General features: G+C 48.0%; 19 protein-coding genes. 6 read left to right on the top strand and 13 right to left on the bottom strand.

What is annotated here, in order from left to right:
• Positions 1 to 79 precede the first annotated feature (79 nt).
• The 4 genes from NSS95_RS05135 to yhfH all read left to right on the top strand — a co-directional run bounded on the left by NSS95_RS05135 (position 80) and on the right by yhfH (position 3,103).
• Positions 80 to 505 (top strand): hypothetical protein, encoded by a 426-nt coding sequence (locus NSS95_RS05135; protein WP_179234352.1) that lies wholly within the window; start codon positions 80 to 82, stop codon positions 503 to 505.
• A 128-nt stretch (positions 506 to 633) separates the two neighbouring features.
• On the top strand, positions 634 to 840 hold the full coding sequence (locus NSS95_RS05130; RefSeq protein ID WP_013858917.1) for a DNA-dependent RNA polymerase subunit epsilon: 207 nt from the start codon (positions 634 to 636) through the stop codon (positions 838 to 840).
• Positions 841 to 844: 4 nt separating this feature from the next.
• Positions 845 to 2,512, top strand: coding sequence for a ribonuclease J1 (rnjA, locus tag NSS95_RS05125; RefSeq protein WP_014095615.1), 1,668 nt, complete (start codon positions 845 to 847; stop codon positions 2,510 to 2,512).
• Between the two features lie 456 nt (positions 2,513 to 2,968).
• Positions 2,969 to 3,103 carry a protein YhfH gene (yhfH, locus tag NSS95_RS05120; protein ID WP_013858915.1) on the top strand — a complete coding sequence of 45 codons (135 nt, stop codon included), beginning with the start codon at positions 2,969 to 2,971 and terminating at the stop codon, positions 3,101 to 3,103.
• 37 nt (positions 3,104 to 3,140) lie between these two features.
• Here yhfH and NSS95_RS05115 read toward each other — a convergent pair whose 3' ends face one another.
• The 10 genes from NSS95_RS05115 to NSS95_RS05070 all read right to left on the bottom strand — a co-directional run bounded on the left by NSS95_RS05115 (position 3,141) and on the right by NSS95_RS05070 (position 14,523).
• Positions 3,141 to 4,259 (bottom strand): N-acetyldiaminopimelate deacetylase, encoded by a 1,119-nt coding sequence (locus NSS95_RS05115; RefSeq protein ID WP_014095616.1) that lies wholly within the window; start codon positions 4,257 to 4,259, stop codon positions 3,141 to 3,143.
• A gap of 67 nt (positions 4,260 to 4,326) precedes the next feature.
• Positions 4,327 to 5,037 carry a 2,3,4,5-tetrahydropyridine-2,6-dicarboxylate N-acetyltransferase gene (gene dapD, locus NSS95_RS05110; protein ID WP_014095617.1) on the bottom strand — a complete coding sequence of 237 codons (711 nt, stop codon included), beginning with the start codon at positions 5,035 to 5,037 and terminating at the stop codon, positions 4,327 to 4,329.
• A 61-nt stretch (positions 5,038 to 5,098) separates the two neighbouring features.
• Positions 5,099 to 5,989 carry a LysR family transcriptional regulator gene (locus NSS95_RS05105; RefSeq protein WP_071646891.1) on the bottom strand — a complete coding sequence of 297 codons (891 nt, stop codon included), beginning with the start codon at positions 5,987 to 5,989 and terminating at the stop codon, positions 5,099 to 5,101.
• Between the two features lie 69 nt (positions 5,990 to 6,058).
• Complete coding sequence (gene cbpB, locus NSS95_RS05100) at positions 6,059 to 6,505, bottom strand: cyclic-di-AMP-binding protein CbpB (protein WP_013858911.1); 447 nt, start codon at positions 6,503 to 6,505, stop codon at positions 6,059 to 6,061.
• A gap of 167 nt (positions 6,506 to 6,672) precedes the next feature.
• Positions 6,673 to 6,924 (bottom strand): YkuJ family protein, encoded by a 252-nt coding sequence (locus tag NSS95_RS05095; RefSeq protein WP_013858910.1) that lies wholly within the window; start codon positions 6,922 to 6,924, stop codon positions 6,673 to 6,675.
• Between the two features lie 337 nt (positions 6,925 to 7,261).
• Positions 7,262 to 8,170: an acetamidase/formamidase family protein gene (locus NSS95_RS05090; protein ID WP_026683826.1), complete on the bottom strand. Its 909-nt coding sequence runs from the start codon at positions 8,168 to 8,170 to the stop codon at positions 7,262 to 7,264.
• A gap of 22 nt (positions 8,171 to 8,192) precedes the next feature.
• Positions 8,193 to 8,957, bottom strand: a complete 765-nt coding sequence (gene fadH / locus NSS95_RS05085; RefSeq protein WP_026683825.1) for a 2,4-dienoyl-CoA reductase — start codon at positions 8,955 to 8,957, stop codon at positions 8,193 to 8,195.
• A 130-nt stretch (positions 8,958 to 9,087) separates the two neighbouring features.
• On the bottom strand, positions 9,088 to 9,303 hold the full coding sequence (locus NSS95_RS05080) for a hypothetical protein (protein ID WP_014095621.1): 216 nt from the start codon (positions 9,301 to 9,303) through the stop codon (positions 9,088 to 9,090).
• Positions 9,304 to 9,469: 166 nt separating this feature from the next.
• Positions 9,470 to 11,149, bottom strand: a complete 1,680-nt coding sequence (locus NSS95_RS05075; protein WP_260832546.1) for a putative bifunctional diguanylate cyclase/phosphodiesterase — start codon at positions 11,147 to 11,149, stop codon at positions 9,470 to 9,472.
• A gap of 257 nt (positions 11,150 to 11,406) precedes the next feature.
• Complete coding sequence (locus NSS95_RS05070) at positions 11,407 to 14,523, bottom strand: MMPL family transporter (RefSeq protein ID WP_035181945.1); 3,117 nt, start codon at positions 14,521 to 14,523, stop codon at positions 11,407 to 11,409.
• Between the two features lie 175 nt (positions 14,524 to 14,698).
• On the opposite strand from NSS95_RS05070, the gene NSS95_RS05065 reads away from it, so the two are divergent.
• Positions 14,699 to 15,166, top strand: a complete 468-nt coding sequence (locus tag NSS95_RS05065; protein WP_017552159.1) for a YkyB family protein — start codon at positions 14,699 to 14,701, stop codon at positions 15,164 to 15,166.
• Positions 15,167 to 15,297: 131 nt separating this feature from the next.
• Here NSS95_RS05065 and NSS95_RS05060 read toward each other — a convergent pair whose 3' ends face one another.
• On the bottom strand, positions 15,298 to 16,200 hold the full coding sequence (locus NSS95_RS05060) for a chemotaxis protein (protein WP_017552157.1): 903 nt from the start codon (positions 16,198 to 16,200) through the stop codon (positions 15,298 to 15,300).
• 239 nt (positions 16,201 to 16,439) lie between these two features.
• Between NSS95_RS05060 and NSS95_RS05055 the strand changes: the two genes are divergently transcribed.
• The gene (locus NSS95_RS05055) at positions 16,440 to 17,594 is read left to right on the top strand and encodes an aminotransferase A (RefSeq protein WP_026683822.1); all 1,155 of its coding nucleotides are present in this window, start codon (positions 16,440 to 16,442) and stop codon (positions 17,592 to 17,594) included.
• A 256-nt stretch (positions 17,595 to 17,850) separates the two neighbouring features.
• Here NSS95_RS05055 and NSS95_RS05050 read toward each other — a convergent pair whose 3' ends face one another.
• Together NSS95_RS05050 and NSS95_RS05045 are read right to left on the bottom strand one after the other, a co-directional pair.
• Positions 17,851 to 18,714 (bottom strand): NAD(P)-dependent oxidoreductase, encoded by an 864-nt coding sequence (locus tag NSS95_RS05050; protein ID WP_014095627.1) that lies wholly within the window; start codon positions 18,712 to 18,714, stop codon positions 17,851 to 17,853.
• A gap of 134 nt (positions 18,715 to 18,848) precedes the next feature.
• Positions 18,849 to 19,634 carry an SDR family oxidoreductase gene (locus tag NSS95_RS05045; protein WP_340713825.1) on the bottom strand — a complete coding sequence of 262 codons (786 nt, stop codon included), beginning with the start codon at positions 19,632 to 19,634 and terminating at the stop codon, positions 18,849 to 18,851.
• Between the last annotated feature and the right edge of the window lie 207 nt (positions 19,635 to 19,841).

Raw genomic sequence — 19,841 nt, 5'->3', positions numbered from 1 at the left:
TGGCCTGCCAAAAAAGCGCTGTATCAATAAAAAAGCGGATGTGACTAATACAACACTATATTCAACATATATAGAGTACATGAAAAATAAAAAAGCGTCAATTATAAACGCTTTTTCTATCCGATATTTTTTTAATATACCGAATCATTCTCCCCGGGAAAACTGTATCAATATGCAATTTAAACTGTACTATAAAAGCGGAAACGTTGCGAGAGAAGGTTTTCAGGAAAACCGGTTCCGCGGGCCCGGCCTGTTGTTGCAAACGCTGCCATTTTTTGCAGCAATCTTTCCCGGCATGCCGGAAATTGTCATATTTTGGCGTGATGGTTCCGCATTTTCCCTACATATAATAAAGGACAAGATGAGCCGCACGCCTTTACAATATCCAAATAAATATTACAATAGAAGTAGGGAGTTGATCCACAATGTTAAAAAAGCTGAGGAAGAAGCTTTTAAAACAGTGGAAAGATATGCTGCGCAAAAAGTTAATCGCCTGAACTTTTGAATCCCTCTTTTCCAGAGGGATTATTCTTTTCTTTATGAAAAAAAGGCCATGAAAAAGTTGTGATATGTACCATGATTTATATATAATAGAAAAAGTTACATTGAAAACGGAGCAAGGAGAGATTAATCATGATTTACAAAGTGTATTACCAGGAAAATCCTGAAGAGATTCCTGTCCGGGAAAACACGAAGACGTTCTATATTGAAGCCGGATCGGAAAGGGAAGTACGCCAAAAGTTGAAAGACCGCCGAATCAACATTGAATACATTCAGCTGCTTGAGGGAAAATATCTTGAATACGAAAAGCAGCAGGAAAATTTTAAATTAACGGAGTAACTGTATGAAATTTGTTAAAAATGACCAGACAGCGGTTTTCGCCCTCGGCGGATTAGGCGAAATCGGAAAAAATACTTATGGCGTACAATTTCAAGATGAAATCATTTTAATTGATGCAGGCATCAAATTTCCGGAAGATGAACTGCTCGGAATCGACTATGTCATCCCGGATTATACCTACCTCGTGAAAAACGCGGACAAAATTAAGGGCCTGTTTATTACGCACGGGCATGAAGACCATATCGGCGGCATTCCGTATTTGCTGCGCCAGATCAATGTCCCGATTTACGGCGGGAAGCTTGCACTCGGCCTTATCCGGAACAAGCTGGAAGAGCACGGCCTTCTCCGGCAGACAAAGCTGATTGAAATTAAAGAAGACGATGTGATTAAATTCCGGAAAACATCTGTTACGTTTTTCCGGACGACGCACAGCATTCCGGATTCTTACGGCATCGTCGTCAAAACGCCGCCGGGCAATATCGTGCACACCGGCGACTTTAAGTTTGACTTTACACCAGTGGGTGAGCCGGCCAACTTAACGAAAATGGCCGAAATCGGAAAAGAAGGCGTGCTTTGCCTTTTGTCCGACAGCACAAACAGCGAAGTGCCGCATTTTACGATGTCTGAACGACGTGTCGGGGAAAGCATTCAGGATATTTTCCGGAAAGTGGACGGACGGATTATTTTTGCAACCTTTGCCTCCAATATCCACCGCCTGCAGCAGATGACGGAAGCGGCTGTTTTGGCGGGTCGGAAAATTGCCGTGTTCGGGCGTAGTATGGAAGCGGCGATTGAAATCGGCCGTGATCTCGGCTATATCCGTGCCCCGAAAGATACGTTTATTGACACACAACAATTGAACCGTCTGCCGGCCAACCGGGTTACCATTCTTTGTACCGGTACCCAGGGCGAACCGATGGCGGCACTGTCCAGAATTGCAAATGGCACGCACCGGCAGATCCAGATCCAACCGGGCGACACCGTCGTTTTTTCTTCCTCCCCGATTCCGGGTAATACGACGAGCATCAACCGGACGATTAATTTGCTGTACCGCGCCGGCGCCGATGTGATCAGCGGGTCTTTGAACAATGTGCACACATCAGGCCATGGCGGTCAGGAAGAACAGAAATTGATGCTGCGGCTGATCAAACCGAAATATTTTATGCCAATCCACGGTGAATACCGGATGCTCAGGATGCATGCCAAGCTTGCCAACGACTGTGGCGTCCCGGAAGAAAACTGCTTTATCATGGATAACGGGGAAGTGCTGGCGCTCGGTCATGACACCGCAGAAGTTGCTGGCAAAATCCCATCCGGCTCTGTCTATATTGACGGGAGCGGCATTGGCGATATCGGCAATATTGTTTTGCGCGACCGCCGCATCCTTTCTGAAGAAGGGCTCGTCATTGTCGTTGTGGCCATCAATATGAACGAGTTTAAAATTGCATCCGGCCCTGACATTATTTCAAGGGGCTTTGTGTACATGCGTGAATCCGGCGATTTGATCAACGAAGCGCAAACGATCATCACAAAGCACTTGAATAAAGTGATGGAACGGAAAACGACGCAATGGGCCGAAATCAAAAATGAAATTACGGATACGCTGGCGCCGTTTTTATACGAAAAAACGAAACGCCGGCCGATGATTATGCCGATTATTATGGAAGTTTAAAAAAGGGGATCCCGTCAGGAAGCCCACTTGAAAAGTCCAAAAGAAAACGAAAAACGGCGAGACACCACCATTCATCGTGTCTCGCCGTTTTTTTGCATTGTATAAATAAATTTAAAACACATTTTTTCAGTGTCCTCCCCGTTAGCATAGTGCTTTTTTGTATGTCTGTTTGAAAAAGGCGCGCCAAACCGGTGTACCCGATCCGGCCGGCGTTTTGCAGAGGAAACGTTTCCAATTTTATCCATCCGCTTGAAAAGAATTTTTTATTTTTTTTTGCAAAAAGTACTGTACAAAACAAATTTCAGGGTATATACTGTATTATAACAGAAGGATAAATGATTTGTTGTTATAAAACATGCTTTTGCTGACACCAGCCCGGGCCCGGCTGTCGCAGCATCATTGAATGGTTTTATAACAACCTAAAAATCCAAACACGAAAAAGGAGATGGATGAAAAATGATGATGAGCCCAGTTGAATTTTTTAAAACATTGCCTGCGAAACAATGCCCTGAATGCGGTCAGCCGATTGAAGAACAAGCAGAATCATACATGCTGGAATGCGACCATTGCCTTTCCAAAAAAGAAGAATAACGCCGTAATAAAAAAGAAGGGGAAATCCCCTTCTTTTTTATTGCAACGATAAAATATAGGCTATCATCAAATCGGCAGCTGTCTCGAGCGCTCGTTCGTCCGGCGCAAATTTGGCATGGTGCAGCCCGTATGGTGACCCGACACCGAGCCAGAACATAAAGCCAGGGATTTCTTTCAACATATAGCCGAAATCCTCCCCTGTTAAAGCCTCCCTGCATTCATGCAGGTGCGCCCCCTCGTAGCTTCGGACAAAATCCATAAAGCGGGCGGTCTCTTCCGGATGATTGAACACCTGGTAATAATTACAGCCGTAATCAATTTCCGCCCGGCACTCAAAACCGGCCGAAAGCCCGTTTGTGAGTGCTTCAATCCTGTGCTTCACTTTTTCCATCGCTTCGCTCGATAACGTGCGGATCGTCCCTTCAAGGCGTGCATGTTCCGCGATTGCATTTTGAACCGTGCCGCCGGTGATTTTCCCGATGGTCACCACTGCGCTGTCGAGCGGGTCGATATTGCGTGAGATAATAGACTGGAGCTGGGTCACCAGATGGGCCGCCGCCACCACCATATCCTTTGTATGCTGCGGATAGGCCGCATGCCCGCCCTTTCCTTCCAGGTCAATATACAGTTCAGATGTATTGGCAAACAGCAGCCCTTTTTTTACCGCCACCGTACCAGCCGGGTATTCCGGCGCAACATGGAGTGCCATCACAAGGTCCGGCTGCCATTCATCGTGCAGCACTTCTTCCAGCATCGCTTTCGCCCCGCCAGGCCCTTCTTCTGCCGGCTGAAAAATAAAGATCAGATCATCCTTAACGGGCCGGCTTGCAAAATGCGATAAAATCCCGAGTGCAATCGTCATATGAAAATCGTGACCGCACGCATGCATGTTTCCTTCGTGTTCCGATTGAAACGGGAACCCTGTCTCTTCTTTGATCGGCAGGCCGTCTATATCCGTCCGGTAACCAATCTTTTTTTCGGGGCAGGTCCCCTTTACTTTTACAAGCACCCCGGTTTTCCATGTTTTCACTTCAAGATGGCCTTTTGGCAAACGCGAAATAAAATCAAGGATGTACCGCTGTGTTTTATGCTCCTTGTATCCGAGTTCGGGAATCCGGTGCAGATCCCGCCTGATGGCAATCAAATTCGTTTCCATATCCAGTCCTTCCTTTCCGGTATGGCAAAAAAGGCCGGGCACCGTTTTTTTGGCACCCGTCCCCGGCTTACAAATTTCTGAGGTCTTTCATGATTTCGGTTTTGGATTTTGTTTTTTCGTCAATTTCTTTGATCACTTTTGCCGGAATGCCCGCAACAACGGTATGTGGCGGCACATCTTGCGTGACGACCGCACCAGCTGCCACAACCGCCCCTTTTCCGACGCGTACGCCTTCCAGAATCACAGCATTCGCCCCGATTAATACATCATCCTCAATGACAACCGGGTTCGCAGAAGGCGGTTCAATGACCCCGGCAAGCACGGTGCCCGCTCCGATATGGCAGTTTTTCCCGACTGTTGCACGGCCGCCTAAAACGGCGTTCATGTCGATCATCGTGCCTTCTCCAATGACGGCGCCAATATTGATTACGGCCCCCATCATAATGACGGCGTTATTGCCGATTTCCACACGGTCACGGATCGTGACGCCAGGTTCAATGCGGGCGTTGATTCCTTTTAAATCGAGAAGCGGAATGGCCGAGTTGCGGCGGTCATTTTCCACAACATAATCCGCGATTTTGCCACGGTTTGCTTCCAGCACGGCCGAAATCTCTTCCCATTCACCAAAGACGACAGCCATGCCGCCGCCTGCAAAAACACGGGCTGATTCACCGAAATCAAGGCCTTCGACATTTCCTTTCACATATACTTTTACAGGTGTTGATTTTTTGCTGTTTGCTATGAATGAAATGATTTCATTTGCATCCATCATGTCCATATGTATGCCTCCTGACAGCAGATTCGCACGTAAATGTGATCATTTGCGCATATGTTTCATTTTAAAGGATATGGGGCTGCGCCGCAATAAATTCACGCACCACTTTTACAAAAGCACGGACCTGCTTCAATTGAAACGCGGCGTCATAACCGAGCAGCCATGTGTCGCGTTTCAGCGGCTCCCCGCCTTCCCCTTCGAGCGGAATTTTGTGCAGATGGCGGATTTCCGCCCCGTCCAGCGTGATCGCAGGCAAAATCGCATAGCCAATACCGTTAAAAACCATTTGCTTGCACGTTTCGATCTGGTCTACTACGATTGTTTGTTTCGGGGAAGTTTGAAACTCGCGGTGCCACCAGTCCATCATTTCCTGATAATAATTCGAATCGCTTTTAAACTGGATAAACGGCCGGTCGGCAGCCGGCAGCTTTTCAAGGGTGTCAATTTCCTGGTCTACAAGAAAGAGCGGATCTTCAAACAAATGGATTTTCGTACTTTTCCATTCATTCAAGCCGCGGACAATGCCGATATGGACTTCATCTTCGTAAATGGACCGCAAAATTTCACTGCTCCAGCCCGTAACAAGCGAGATTTTTGCCTCCGGATATTTTTCAACGAATGTTTTCAGTACTTTCGGCAGCCAGTTTTGGCCGACGATCGTGGCGCAGGCGATTTTTAATGTTCCGTACACTTTTGAGTCGAGCGTGCGGATGGCTTCCCGCACATTTTCTTCCCTTTCGAGCATTTCGTTGGCGAGCTGGATGACCAGTTCCCCTTCAGGCGTTATGATCAACCCTTTTTGCGTGCGGAGAAACAATTGCGCTCCCCACTGCTTTTCAATCGACTGCAGCCTTTGCGACAAGGCGGGCTGCGACACAAACAGCCGTTCAGCCGCCTTCCGCATATTTAACTCCTGTGCTAAAACAGACAGTAACTGACACTCCGAAAAATTCATGTTAACCCCAATCCGTTTTCTTTGGTTTATGGAAAAAAGGACCGCGCAGCCATTTGCGCGGTGCCACCGCTAAAAATGATTCAATTTATGAATATGATGGTTCAATTCCTTCAGAAGCGAACGCCGTGTAAAAATGCCGGCAAAAAATCCTTCATCGTCTTCAACACATAAAAAATTGTGGTCAACAAGCCAGCGCAACGCTTTTTCAAAATTGTCATGCACATTCAGCCGTGGAATGTCCGCCTTCATGACCTGTTCCACCTTAATCTCGCCTAGTTTTTCAAACTCAATCCGTTCCAACCCCAAAATGGAATCGGTGATCATCGCGGAACTGATCAGGCCGTGCAGTCGGTAGCTGGCGTCCAAAACCGGAACAGCGGCATACCCACTTTTCGTCAGCACGAGCAAAGCATGTTCCAGGCTGTTCCCAACCTGCACATGGGCCACTTTTTCAGACGGGATCATAAAATCCATGATTTTCGGTTCAAGAAATTCCTGGCTCTGCAATGAAATCATCTTGCAAAAATCTCCTTTTCTTCCGTATTTTCAGGTACAAAAACCTTCAAGAGGAGATGCTTATTTCGTTTGCCGTTGATGCATGATGGATCACTACTATTTTATCATAAACAGGACTTGATTGACGAAAGAAAAACGCCCGGCTTTGTGCCGGGCGAAAAAATTTTTTAACTGTCAGAGCCTTCCTGGACGATATCAAAGATTTCGATGGCGGCAATATCCAGATCGTCAAACTGGTACTTGCTGGCGTGTTTTTGCCCATCGAATACTTCCAGTTCAAACGTTCCGGTCTGCGGGAAAAATTTCACCTGGCAGAGCGCCTTGCCGTTCACTTCAAAACGCCGTTGCTGGACTTCCCCTGTATCTTTTGCTTCCTGCATCGCCTGCAGTCTTTGGATAATACCTAATAATTGAGACATAATGGACTCCTTTCAACGAACGTGAGTACCGGTTTTGGATGCCGGCATTCACCCTTTTATTCACACAAATGATAACCTGTCCCATTCGAATTTTACAGTAAAACCTTCGCTTAGAAAAGGGAGCGGCGGCAAATTTTTTCATTTTGTGCCGTTTCTGTCCTTATTTTATCCGAAATCGGGGAAGACCTTGTAACATTTTTGCGATTTGTCCCGGAGAAAAAACTCCTGTTTTAAAAGAAGCCGCTCCAAAAAATTGAAAAGAAAACATAAAAACGGCGAGACACCGCTCATCCAGAGTGTCTCACCGTTTCTTGAATACTTTTTCAGTGTCCTGCTTTTAAAGCAGAGGGCCCGGCGCGAACAAATCGGGCAAAACAGCTTTCGGCACAGCTATTCTGACCGTCACAAGCGGATTTACAATCTGACTGATTTCTAGGGAGCATGTGGCACTCAACAGCCTGTAGGCGTCATTAAACCCAAGCCCGAAAGCAGCCCGGAACCTGTTTGCAGCCGCTCGCATCCCTTTTTTCGTCGCCGCTTCCACGGTTTCTGCCGATGAAATCAAAAACCATGCGCGGTCGGTTTCAACGGCCGGCATGCCGATAGCGGGCGCGCCGGCCAGTTTCGTGCATTGCAGGGTGACTTTTCCGCCAATCTCCACGCCGGAACCGTCCAGTTCCCCGTCCCCCATTGCGGCGTGAAGATCGCCGAGCGCAAGCAGGGCACCATCATGGAAAACGGGAAGGTACAATGTCGACCCCGTTGTGATCCATCTCGTATCCATATTGCCGCCATGGTCCCCGGGTGTTTCACAAAGCACCGCGCCTTTTTCCGGGGCAACGCCGATAACGCCGATCATCGGGGCAGCCGGAAATTGAAGCTGGCTGTTAAACTGGATGTGACCGTCTTTCACACGGATGATGCGCGTATCGGTTTCTTTTACATCCTCGCCGAGCACCCCCATCCCAGGGTAAAGCACCATGACACCGGCTTCATCCAGCTCGATATTTTGAATGTTGATACAAAGGATGTCGCCTTTTTTAACCCCTTCAATCTCAATCGGGCCTGTCGCCGGGTTGATAAAGGGAATGTCCACTTCCGTCCTAAGCTGGGTTTCCAATGTGATTTTTCCGCCGTAGCAATCAAACGTCTCCACGGCAAACGTTTCGTTCAGCCGGACTTTGTAAGCCGGCTTGTTTTCCGCTGAAAAATGGGTGATAAAATGTTCTTTTTTCAGTTGCTGCATGATCCGCTCCTTTCGCGGCCGTTTAAAAAGGATGCTGATTCAGCCACTGGCCGCCGTCCATTGTAATCACTTCTCCATTGATATAGGCAGCATGGGACGAGAACAGGAAAAAAGCAAGTTCGGCAATTTCTTCCGGCGTTCCGAGCCGTCCGAGCGGGACACTGTCTAATGTCCTTTTTGCCGCTTCTTCCGATTCCCACAGCTTGCCCGCACCGCCTGTTCTTTCAATCGGGCCGGGCGCGATCGCATTGACGCGGATGCCGTATTTTTTGCCCCATTCCACCGCAAGTGTACGTGTTAAGGATAACACACCCGCTTTTGCCGCTGCAGAATGGACAACGCCGGCTCCTGCCCCCCAGGCATAGGTGGCGACCATATTGAGGATGCTCCCTTTGATCTTTTTTTCTATCCAGTAGTTTCCAACCGCCCGTGAACAATAGAATGTCCCGTTTAAGACAATATTGATGACCGCATTCCAGCCGTTTACCGATAATTTTTCCGCCGGGCAGATAAAATTTCCGGCGGCATTATTGACAAGGAAATCAATGCGTCCGAATTTTTTGTCTGTCTCTTCCACCATTCGCTGGACGTCTTCCGGATTCCGGACATCCATTTGCACCGTGAGAATATCAGAATGGTAACGGAGCAGTTCCGCTTTTGTTGCCTTTAATTTTTCCTCATCCCTTCCTGTAATGACCACTTTTGCTTCTGACTGCGCAAATTTGGCCGCCATTGCCTTCCCCATTCCGCTTGAACCGCCTGTTACGATGACAACTTTTTCTTTCATCAACCTTCTCCCCTTTCATGAATGAACAGCCATTCATTATATATAAAAAATCAACGGATTCGGCAAGCTGCCGGATACCGTCGCAAACGATCCCAGTGCCCCGGCCCAAGTGCTTCCAGGGCGTATGAAACTAAGAATCTTTTTTTATTTTTAATAAGGACTCATGCAGCTTCGTTAATGCCCGGATGATCGTTTTCTTACGGTTATAGCCTTTTACCACAACCGTCAGGCCGTTATATTCCGCATACGCCTGCCCCCAGGCACTGTCACGCAAAAAACCGAAAACGTAAACTTTAATATATCCAGCCTCAGCCGGGATAAAAATCATGTCCATTCTTTCGCTCATTTTGAACGCTCCTTCCGTGTCCAAAAATGCGGCCCGGATTCCGGCTGGCACCGAAAACGATAGAAAGAGCCGTCTTGGTGAAATTCTTTTTTCTATACCATACCATACAATGTACCATTAGTCAGGGGAAAAGAAAATACGTTTTTGCAATTTAACCGGACGGATTTTACACAAACAGCTGCTTTTCCACTTCTTCGGCGGGGACAGGCCGGCTGAAGAAGTAACCTTGTGCTTTCTGGCAGCGGGCCGATTGCAAAAACTCCACCTGTCCTTGTTCCTCGACCCCTTCCGCGACGACTTCAAGCCCGAGCTGGTGGGCAAGGTGAATGATCGTTTTTGTAATGGCCGCATCTTTTTGGCTGTTTTCCAGTTCCCGGACAAAAGACTGGTCAATTTTTAAAATGTCAACCGGAAATTTTTTAAGATAGTTCAAAGAAGAATACCCGGTTCCGAAATCATCGACCGATATCGTCAGCCCCATTTCTTTCAGGCTACTAAGCACTTTTAAAATATGGCCTTTATCTTCCATTGCGCCTTCCGTAATTTCAATTTCAAGCACGGACGCAGGCAGCTTGTATTTTTCAAGCGTTCTTCCGATAAGTCCGGCCAGGCCGGGATCAAGAAACTGCTTCGGGGATATATTCACAGCGACCCGGAAACCGGCCCACCCTTTTTGCCGCCACTGTGCAATTTGCGCGCATACGTGATCGATCACCCACGCGCCGATTGAAGTGATCAGCCCTGTTTCTTCTGCAAGCGGAATGAACTTCAAAGGCGGGACATTACCGAATTTCGGGTTGCGCCATCTCAACAAGGCTTCAAAACTTTTAATTTTGCCCGTATCGAGCTGCACTTGCGGCTGATAATGGACGGCCAGCTCGTTTTTTTCAATGGCGCGGCGGAGATGGGCTTCCATCAAAATATAATTATGGAAGTCGGCATCCATTTTTTTGCTGTAAAAAAGGAAATGCCCTTTCCCCCGTTCCTTCACTTTAAAAAGAGCCGTGTCCGCATGTTTGATTAACGTTTCCCCGTCTTCGCCGTCTTCCGGAAACAGGCTGATGCCAACGGACGGCGTCAAAAAATAATCTTCCCCTTCAATTTTAAACGGGTCATAAAAGAGCGCCAGGATCTGTTCCGCCATTTGCTTCACTTCTTCCCGTGAGCGCCCGGCCGTAAGCACGATAAACTCATCCCCGCCTTGGCGGTACACTTCGTAATCCGAAAAGGGGAGCTGCTTCAGGCGGATGGCTATCCGTTTTAAAATTTCATCGCCGACATGCTGGCCAAGAATATCGTTAAAAAATTTAAAACGGTCAAGATCGATATATAATACAGCCGGATGGGGCGCGCCTTTTTTTGCTTCCGCCGTTTTCCTGTTCAACCGATCCAGCAAAGCGTGCCTGTTCCAAAGGCCTGTTAAAGGGTCAAGCTGATATGTACGTGCATCCGGAAGCATCCGTTCGCCATCCAGCAGTGCTGTCACATCCCTTGTAATGGCAATCACCCACTCTCCGCCGTTCATGCCGGCCAAAGAAGTATGGAGGATGCGCCTTGCATCCGAATGATGAATGAAGTCGACAGCTTTGTTATCTTCCAGCGCAGTTTGGCAAAAATATGCAAACCGGGCGGCTTCCTCTTCCCCGAGGACATCCTGTAGAAATTTTCCGGTCTTTTCCATCTGCTCTTCTTTGTTCACATAAACAAACTTAAACGCCGGCCCGTTCTCCACTTTCAAAACACTGACCGTCTCGGAAAGCTTGGAAAGAAAATCGCGGCTGAAAAAAACATCGATTGGCAGTTCCTGGAATTTCTTTGTTTGTCCTTCAGCTTTCGATTTGTCCATAATATCATCCTTTTTCTGATCAAGAAAATGCTTGCTGACGCTGAAAAACTCAGGTGAAAGTATATTTCTATTTTACAGAGAAATGTACGAAAAGCATAGTTAAAATACAAAAAACCGGGGCGGAAAGTGCGGCCGGGAAATCCGCGGCCGTTGCTTTCCTTCTAGGCCGGCCATCCATTTGCCGGGTCCCGCCACTCCCGGTTTTTGTCTTTTTCCGTCGGTAGTGATCCGCCCGTCGCTCACTTGTTGCCCCTTTTTTACTTCTGATTTGCGATAAAGGGCCACCAATTTGCCTTCCCAAGCATTTTTACAAGCACCGGCACAAACAAGGGCAGCATGATCAAGGCATAAAACAGAAGCCCGGTAAGTGTCAGGGTGGCGATTTGCAGCAATGATAAAACGCCGGACGGCATCATAGCCGCAAAAGTGCCGGAAAGAATGATGGCTGCAGAAAGAATAACGGTCCCCATCTTTTTCATGGCAAGCAAAATCGCCTCTTTTGCAGGCAAATGCTGGTATTCATTGAACCGTTCCATTAAAAAGATGGAATAGTCGGTACCGAGCGCGATTAAAATGACAAAACCGAAGAACGGCACCGCCCAGCTGATACCCGGATAGCCGAGCAGATGGACAAAAATGATTTCCGTTAAACCGGCAGATGCAAAATAAGTGATAAGAAGGGACGCCAGCAAATAGAGCGGCATGACGATCGACCGCAAGAAAATCAAAAGTGCGGCGGCCACCCCGATCAGCATAAAAGTAACGGTACGCGTGTAATCCGCTTTCGACATCTTATCCAAATCGCGGTTGATGCTTGACACGCCGCCGATCCCGATGTGGGCATTTTCCAATTTTGTCCCCTTTACGGCGTCTTTTAATGCCCGGTTGATATGACTAATATCAGCCATTGCCCTGTTGGAATACGGGTTTTCATTTAATATCAGATGAAAAGTCACCATTTTTCCGTCTTTCGAAATATAATGGCCAAGCGCTTTCTGATAATCCGCATTTGAAAGCAGGGCATCCGGAATATAAATGCCGGACTGTTCCATACTTGTTTCATCCGCCAAATCATTCAGATAAGAACCGGCATCGTACAACCCGGATTCGATTTTCCCGAGTCCTGCTGCGCTTTTATCAAGACCATCGGAAAGCTGATTCATATGGGTTCCAAACGTCGTGAGGCCGGTTTTCAGCTGTGCCTGGCCGTCCGCGATCCCCTGAAGCCCTTTTTGCAGCGCCGGGATTTTCCGGATCACTTCGTTTTGGCCTGCTGCGGTCTGGTTCAAACCGTTTTCAAGCTGATCAAGCCCGTTGATGATCGGCGTAAACCCATCGGCAAAGCGGCCAAGCCCGGCGGAAATCGCTGAAAGTTTTGCGTCCACGCTTTCCAATGTTGCTGTGACGGCATCAATCTGGCGGTACAGGCTGACAATGGTATCATTGTCATTACCGGTGCCGAGCCCAAGCTCATTCATCGCCTGCTGCACTTTTTGGAATTGCGGGTCATTCGCTGCTTCCGGATTATCTTTTAAAAACGCCTGGTAAGCCGCTTGCAGGGAGCTGACCTGCTTCGGAATATCAGCCGGCAACTGGTCCGTTTGGCTGATAAACTGGCGGATGCCAGACTGGACGAGCTGGTATTTTCCATACAGCTGGTTAAAACCGGACTGCAGTTCCTTTGCCTGCTGCTGGGCATTTTTTACCCCGCTTTTCAGTTCGTCCGCGCCCGCCGAACCGCTCTGGATGCCTTCTTCAATCCGGCTGAGCGAGTTTGACAGATTCCCCATGCCGGCTGAGATTTTCTCTGAACCGGCCTCCAGCTCTCCGATCCCGTCGGTTGCTTCTTTAAACTTTGATTTGGCGTTTTCCAGGGAACCGGATGCCCCCGTTAATCCTGATTTGATTTTCTGAATGCCGTTATGGCTTTTTTCCAGCCCCTCACCCAATGTTTTGGCCTGGTTTTTGACATAAATTTCTTTCATTACCGAACCGTCCGGCCTTGTCGCGCTTTGAATTTGTGCAACATGCGGGACTTTATCCAGATCAGCGCTGATTTTCTCGATTAAAGCGAGATAGTCTTTTGATTTAACAGGCTCATCATTCTCGAGGACGACTTCGGCCGGCATTGCTTTCCCGGCGCCGAAACTTTCGGCAATGATGTTGAACGCTTTTACGGAATCGTAGTTGTCCCCGAGTTCATCGAGAGAATTGAAAGACAGCTTTCCGTTATAGCTGATCAATAGCGGAACCATGATCACCGCCACAATCGCAAGGGAAAGAAACGGCCTTGCCAGCGCAAAAAGGCCGGCCCGTTCCCAAATTTTGCTTTCATGGTGGGAAATGTCCCCGCGCACAGGCCAGAACAGCCCTTTCTTTAACACAGCCATAAAAAACGGCACAATCGAAAACAGGGCAAACAGCAAAACGGCTACCCCGACCGCAACGGCAGAAGCGGATTGGTACAGCTTAAAACTGGCAAGCCCGATCGAGGCAAAACCGATCAGGACGGCAATGCCGCTGAACAGCACCGTTTTCCCGGCCGAACGGTAAGTCGCAAGAATGGCCGGCAATGTTTCTTTGCCATCCGCCAGTTCTTCCTTAAAGCGGCTGAGCAGCAAAATACAATAATCCGTACCAATCCCGAACAAAACAGCAACGAGAAAAATTTGCGTAAAATTTGAAACCGGAAAATCAAGCTTGTCGACGAGTATCGCAACGATAAACTGGCTGACAAGATAAGAAAGCCCGACCGTTAATAGCGGGATGAGCGGCGCGACGATTGAACGGTACACGAGCACAAGGACGGCCAGGATGAAAACAATCGTAATCGCTTCTGTTTTTTTCAAGCCCGCCTGTGATCTGTCCGTGACATCTTCATTGATCAGCCTGTTGCCGGTCATCATCACCTCGACGCCCGGCGTTTTTACCGCTTTCTGCAAAGCCGCGCGCACTGTTTTAAAAGACTTCTTGCCCGGATCCACGCTGGCAATGGCCATCACCGTTTTTCCGTCTTTGGAGACAAGCTCACTTTTAAGGGCCGGCTCGCGAAAATGGGTTGTTAAGCCCGTAATCGCATATTGCTTTTTATTTTTTTCCAGCCGTTCAAGTGTGCTCCGGATATGCCCCATCTCATGGCCGGATATTTTTACCCGGTCATGGAACACGATGATGACGCTTGTACCGTGGTTTTCTGTCTGCTGGTGCCGGCTTTTGATTTCAGCCGCCCGTTGCGAGGCATAACCTTCCGGAACCTTAATCTGGCCTTTTTCCCTGACTAATGGTTCCATTGCCGGCGCTTTCCATGCCAATAAAATGCTGATCAATGCCCATACTAAAACAACAATCCATTTCAACTGCACCAATCGCTTCATGAACTGGTTTCCTCCCAAGCTTGTGATCACGTCACTCTTGAACCATTATAAAACAAACGGCCGCAGAAGTATGTAAAAAAATGGACATTTTCATGTTGCTTTCTTTCCAAAATAAACGAAAAGTAGTATAATTGACTAAAAAATAATATGATTAAAAATGAAAGGAGTTCTCTATTTGAATTCGCATAAACCTGCTCCATTACAACCTACAATCGAAAACCTCTCTTATGCTGTATTCACGGTCAATCGCCATGCGAAAACCGCAACCAATCCAAAATTTCTTTACCTTTTAAAGAAAAAAGCGCTTGAAAAAATGATCCGGGAAGGGAAAGCACTGAAAGTCGGGCTACACTTTTCCGAGCATCCAAAGTACAGCCAGCAGCAGTCTGATGTGCTTGTAAAGTGCGGTGATTATACATTCCATATTCCGCCGTCAAAAGACGATTTTAAAAACCTCCCCCATCTCGGATACCTGGACCATAAAACAAGGAACCCGAAATGCCGCATGCCTTTAAGCCAGGCTAAGCAGTTGCTCGAGCAGTATACTGGGCTCACGGAAAAACAACAGCATCCGGGGCAGCCCCGCACCGGCAGAAAAAATTGCAAACCGGTTTTTAAAAAATTGGGTGACTCCTTTTTCTAAGCCGCAATAAGCGCAAACCAAATAACGGGAAAATCCGTTTGCAAAACCGGGTAAAAGACCCCTTCCAGATGAATCACGATACGCAACCATACAGGAAAGCCCTCCGCGATTAGCCGGGGGCTTTTCTGCGTTTACAGCACTTTTTCGTCCATCGCAAGGATAAGCTGGTTGATTTCAGGTTTACTGATTTGGGCATCGGCGCCGACCATTTCCCCTTTATGCCTCAATGCGTCCGTGATCAGCGACGAAAAGATGATAACCGGCAGCACTTTTAATGCAGGATCTTCTTTTATTTTTTTCGTTAAATGGTGTCCATCCATTTGCGGCATTTCAATGTCCGTAATCACAAGCTGGACTTCATCTTTAATCTCTTTTCCGCTTTCTGCAATCCCGGATAAATATTCGAATGCTTCTTTCCCGTTTTCAAAAAACGCAATTTGTTCATACCCGGCTTCAAGCAGCGTATCGCGGAGCAATTCCCTGAGCAGGCCGGAATCTTCCGCGATCACAATCCGTTTATTGTTCCGCTCCCGCTTTCCAAGCTTTTTGACTTCTTCCACCCGGATCGTGGCTTCCGGGTTGATTTCCGCAATCATTTTTTCAAAATCAAGCAGCAAAATCATCATGTCTTCTTTCTTGATCACGCCGATCACCTGTGTATCGGTGCCCGCATACATCCCAGACGGTTTTTCAATTTGATCCCAGGAGAACCGGTGGATTTTTGAAACATTGTCCACATGAAAGACAATTTTTTGCTGGTTGAACTCCGTCACGATAAATTTGTCATCCTCGCCCGTTTCAGGCGGATAACCGAGCACTTTGCGCAAATTAACAACCGGCAGTATTTCCCCGCGCAGCTGGATAATGCCTTCAACATTTGGATGGGCGTGCGGAATGGTGGTGACCGCAGCCGGCATGATAATTTCCTTTACTTTAATGACATTGATGCCATAATGATTTTGTGCAACAGAAAATTCTACAATCTCTACTTCGTTTGTGCCACTTTCCAGTAAAATCTCGTGCTCTAGACTCATCTTTCTCACCCCCTCGTTCTAAAACGTATGAAAATCCGGCGCGGAGCATTTTGTAGACTGCCCGATTCTCAATATTTGCCCACATGAATTATATCGGCAGATGGACCAGAATGTTTCACCTCTAAAAGGGCAAACGGAAAAGATTGCTTTTTCACAAATGTGCAAGCGTGGTAAGATGAAGAAGAACAGGACATACATATTTAATGAAAAGCAATTCGTGAAAGAGGAGGAAACCGGTTTTGGAACATTTACTGAACCCGCATGTGCGGGAGATTGAAATATCCGGCATCCGCAAGTTTTCAAACATGGTTGCCGGAATCGAAGACATGGTCTCATTTACAATCGGCCAGCCCGATTTTAAAACGCCGGAACATGTCAAACAAGCAGGGATCCGCGCCATTGAAGAAAATAAGACAACGTATACCCACAATGCCGGCGACCTTGCTTTACGCAAGGCTGCAGCACAATTTGTAAAAACGAAATACAATCTGTCTTATAAACCGGAAACGGAAGTCATTGTCACGATCGGCGCCAGCGAGGCGATCGATATTACGCTCAGAACCGTATTGACACCCGGTTCCGAAGTCATCCTGCCCGGGCCCGTTTACCCGGGGTATGAACCGGCCATCCGCCTGTTGGGAGCCGTTCCGGTGCACGTGGACACAAGGGCAAACCGGTTTAAGCTAACCGCGGATCTCATCCGCCAGGCTATCACAGCAAAAACGAAATGCATCATTTTGCCGTACCCTTCCAATCCGACAGGGGTTACGCTCGAAAAGGCGGAATTGCAGGAAATTGCAGACCTGCTCCGCGGCCGTGATATTTTCATTCTGGCCGATGAAATTTACAGCGAGCTAACGTACAATCTGCAGCACGTCTCGATTGCTTCGTTTTTGCCGGAGCAGACCATCGTCATTAACGGCGTCTCAAAGTCCCACTCGATGACCGGCTGGCGGATCGGCTTCGTGTTTGCGCCAGAATGGCTCACAAAGCATATTTTAAAAGTCCACCAATATAATGTGTCGTGCGCGCCTTCTATTTCCCAGATGGCGGCGCTTGAAGCGCTGACAGCCGGCATCGATGACGCGCACGCCATGAAAAAGGAATATGAAAAGCGGAGAGACTATGTATGCAGGAGGCTGGATGAGATCGGCATCGGGTATGTGAAACCGGACGGGGCTTTTTACGTATTCGCAAAGGTGCCGGAAGCGTTGAAGCGGTCCTCTTTCGATTTTGCGCTCGATCTGGCAAAACAGCAAAAAGTCGCGGTTGTCCCGGGCAGCGCTTTTTCGAAGTACGGCGAAGGCTGGTTCCGGATGTCTTACGCATGCAGCATGGATCAACTTGAAAAAGGGCTTGCGCGCATGGAAAAGTTTGTTGCAAATCTATCCTGAAATATGCGCCGGCTGATTTTCATTTTTCCGCCGGTACCGCATTCCATGGGCAATGGGTGTTATGCTGAAAATGAAATATATTTTCATTCCTTGCTGGCTTGCTGGCGCCGCGTTCGCCATAAAGAGAGAAGCCTGCGTTAAACCATAACGGCTTCCCGTGTTAACAAAATTTGCTGGAACATGGGCATATGACCCGGCCAGGATGATCCCGCCAGCATAAAAAATAAGCCCGCCGGCATATGCCGGCGGGCAAACTTTACTTGGACCAATATTTAATCAATGCTTGTGTGCCGCTATTTTCTTCACCTTTTGCGGCCAGTTCTTCATATAATTTTTTGCTGAGCGCAAGCCCCGGCAGGTTGAGCCCCATTTTTTCCGCTTCATCAAGGGCGATTTTCATGTCTTTAATAAAATGCTTGATAAAAAAGCCCGGGGAATAATCGCCCGCAAGCATGCGCGGAACAAGATTGGACATTGACCAGCTCCCGGCTGCCCCGGCGCTGATAGATTTGAGCACTTTTTCCGGATCGAGTCCTGCTTTTTTCGCATACACAACCGACTCTGTCACGCCGATCATATTGGAGGCAATGGCGATCTGGTTGCACATTTTGGTATGCTGGCCGGATCCCGGGCCGCCCTGCAGCACGATATTTTCCCCGAGTACGGAAAAAACCGGTTTTACTTCTTCAAATACCGATTCGTCGCCGCCTACCATAATCGTCAAATTGCCTTTTTGCGCCCCGATATCGCCACCGGAAACCGGTGCATCAAGCGCCTTCACCTGTTTCGCTTTAGCCGCTTCATCAATCTTTTTGGCAAGGGTCGGCGTGGAAGTGGTCATATCGATCAGGATCGTTCCTTCTTTCGCCGCGCCAAGCAGCCCGTTTTCCCCGAAATACACTTCTTCCACATCGTGCGGATAGCCGACCATCGTAATGACGATATCTGATTTTGCAGCCGTTTCTGCCGGCGTGCTGCACCATTCGGCTCCTGCTTTGAGAAGCGGCTCCGCTTTTTCTTTTGTCCGGTTATAGACAAAAAGCGGATATCCTGCGTTTCGCAAATTTTGCGCCATGCTCCGGCCCATTACGCCTAACCCGATAAATCCGATCTTTTTCATCATGGGTCCCCCTTTTCGCAAATAAACAAAAAAGCCTGCATCACAGCAGGCCAAAAGCAAACATGGGGGTACAAGGAAGAAAACAATCTTTCCTCTATTTTATACCCCGCACAGCCTGCTTTAAACCTGGCAAATTAAATCGATTTGACTTTTCCGCCGTCGATCAGGAAGCTGCTTCCGGTAACATAGGAATTGGCTTCAGAAGCCAGAAACGCAACAAACTTCCCGAATTCGTCCGGTTCGCCGTATCTGCCGAGCGGAATCGACTCCAGTTCCTTTGCCTGGACTTCTTCCATCGATTTTCCGGTTTTCTCCGCTGTCACTTTGTCAAGATGGACGATCCGGTCCGTTGCAATTCTGCCCGGGCCGACCGTATTCACAAGGATTTGGTACGGGGCAAATTCTTCCGCCAGCGTTTTCGAAAGTCCCACAATGCCCGTCCGGAACGTATTCGACAAAATCAGCCCCGGGATCGGCTCCTTAATGGATGAAGAGGCAATGTTGATAATCCGGCCGCCGTTTTTCTTTAAAAGCGGCAATGCTTCCCTGATGATGCGTATGTACGAAAGCAGATTCAGTTCGAATGATTTTTGCCAGTCTTCATCCGCCATATCTTCAAAACTTCCGGCCGGCGGTCCCCCTGCATTGTTGACCAGTATATCCAGCCTGCCGAATGTATCCCGTGCTTTTTGCACCATGGCGCGGATATCTTCCGGATGGGTAATATCTGCCCGGATATACGCCACTTTCCCGGTGCCGCAAGCGGATAATTCTTCTTTTGCCGCCTGCAGTTTTTCTTCATTCCGGCTTGTAATGAGGACATCTGCGCCTTCCATTACAAGTTGTTTGGCCACCGCTTTCCCGAGCCCCTGGCTGGAAGCGACAACAAGGGCGGCTTTGCCTTTCAACCCTAAATCCATTCAAAATCCCTCCCTGTATCTTTATGTTCACAAAAGCCTGTCTTCATTATAAACGATTTTTCCCCGTCCATGCACGATAAAGCTTCAAACCGGGTTCCCCTTCATTTTCCCGCAAAAAAGAACATCCGGCGTTTTGATGTGCGGTCCGCCAAAGCCCAATTCAAAAAAAGCCGAATGGCAAAAGCCACTCGGCAAAAATAGGGGGAA

Source organism: Weizmannia sp. FSL K6-3076, assembly GCF_038007245.1.
GTDB classification, from domain to species: domain Bacteria; phylum Bacillota; class Bacilli; order Bacillales; family Bacillaceae_C; genus Weizmannia; species Weizmannia faecalis.
Note: the sequence above shows the minus strand (reverse complement) of the source record. Positions and strands in the feature narration are given on the sequence as shown.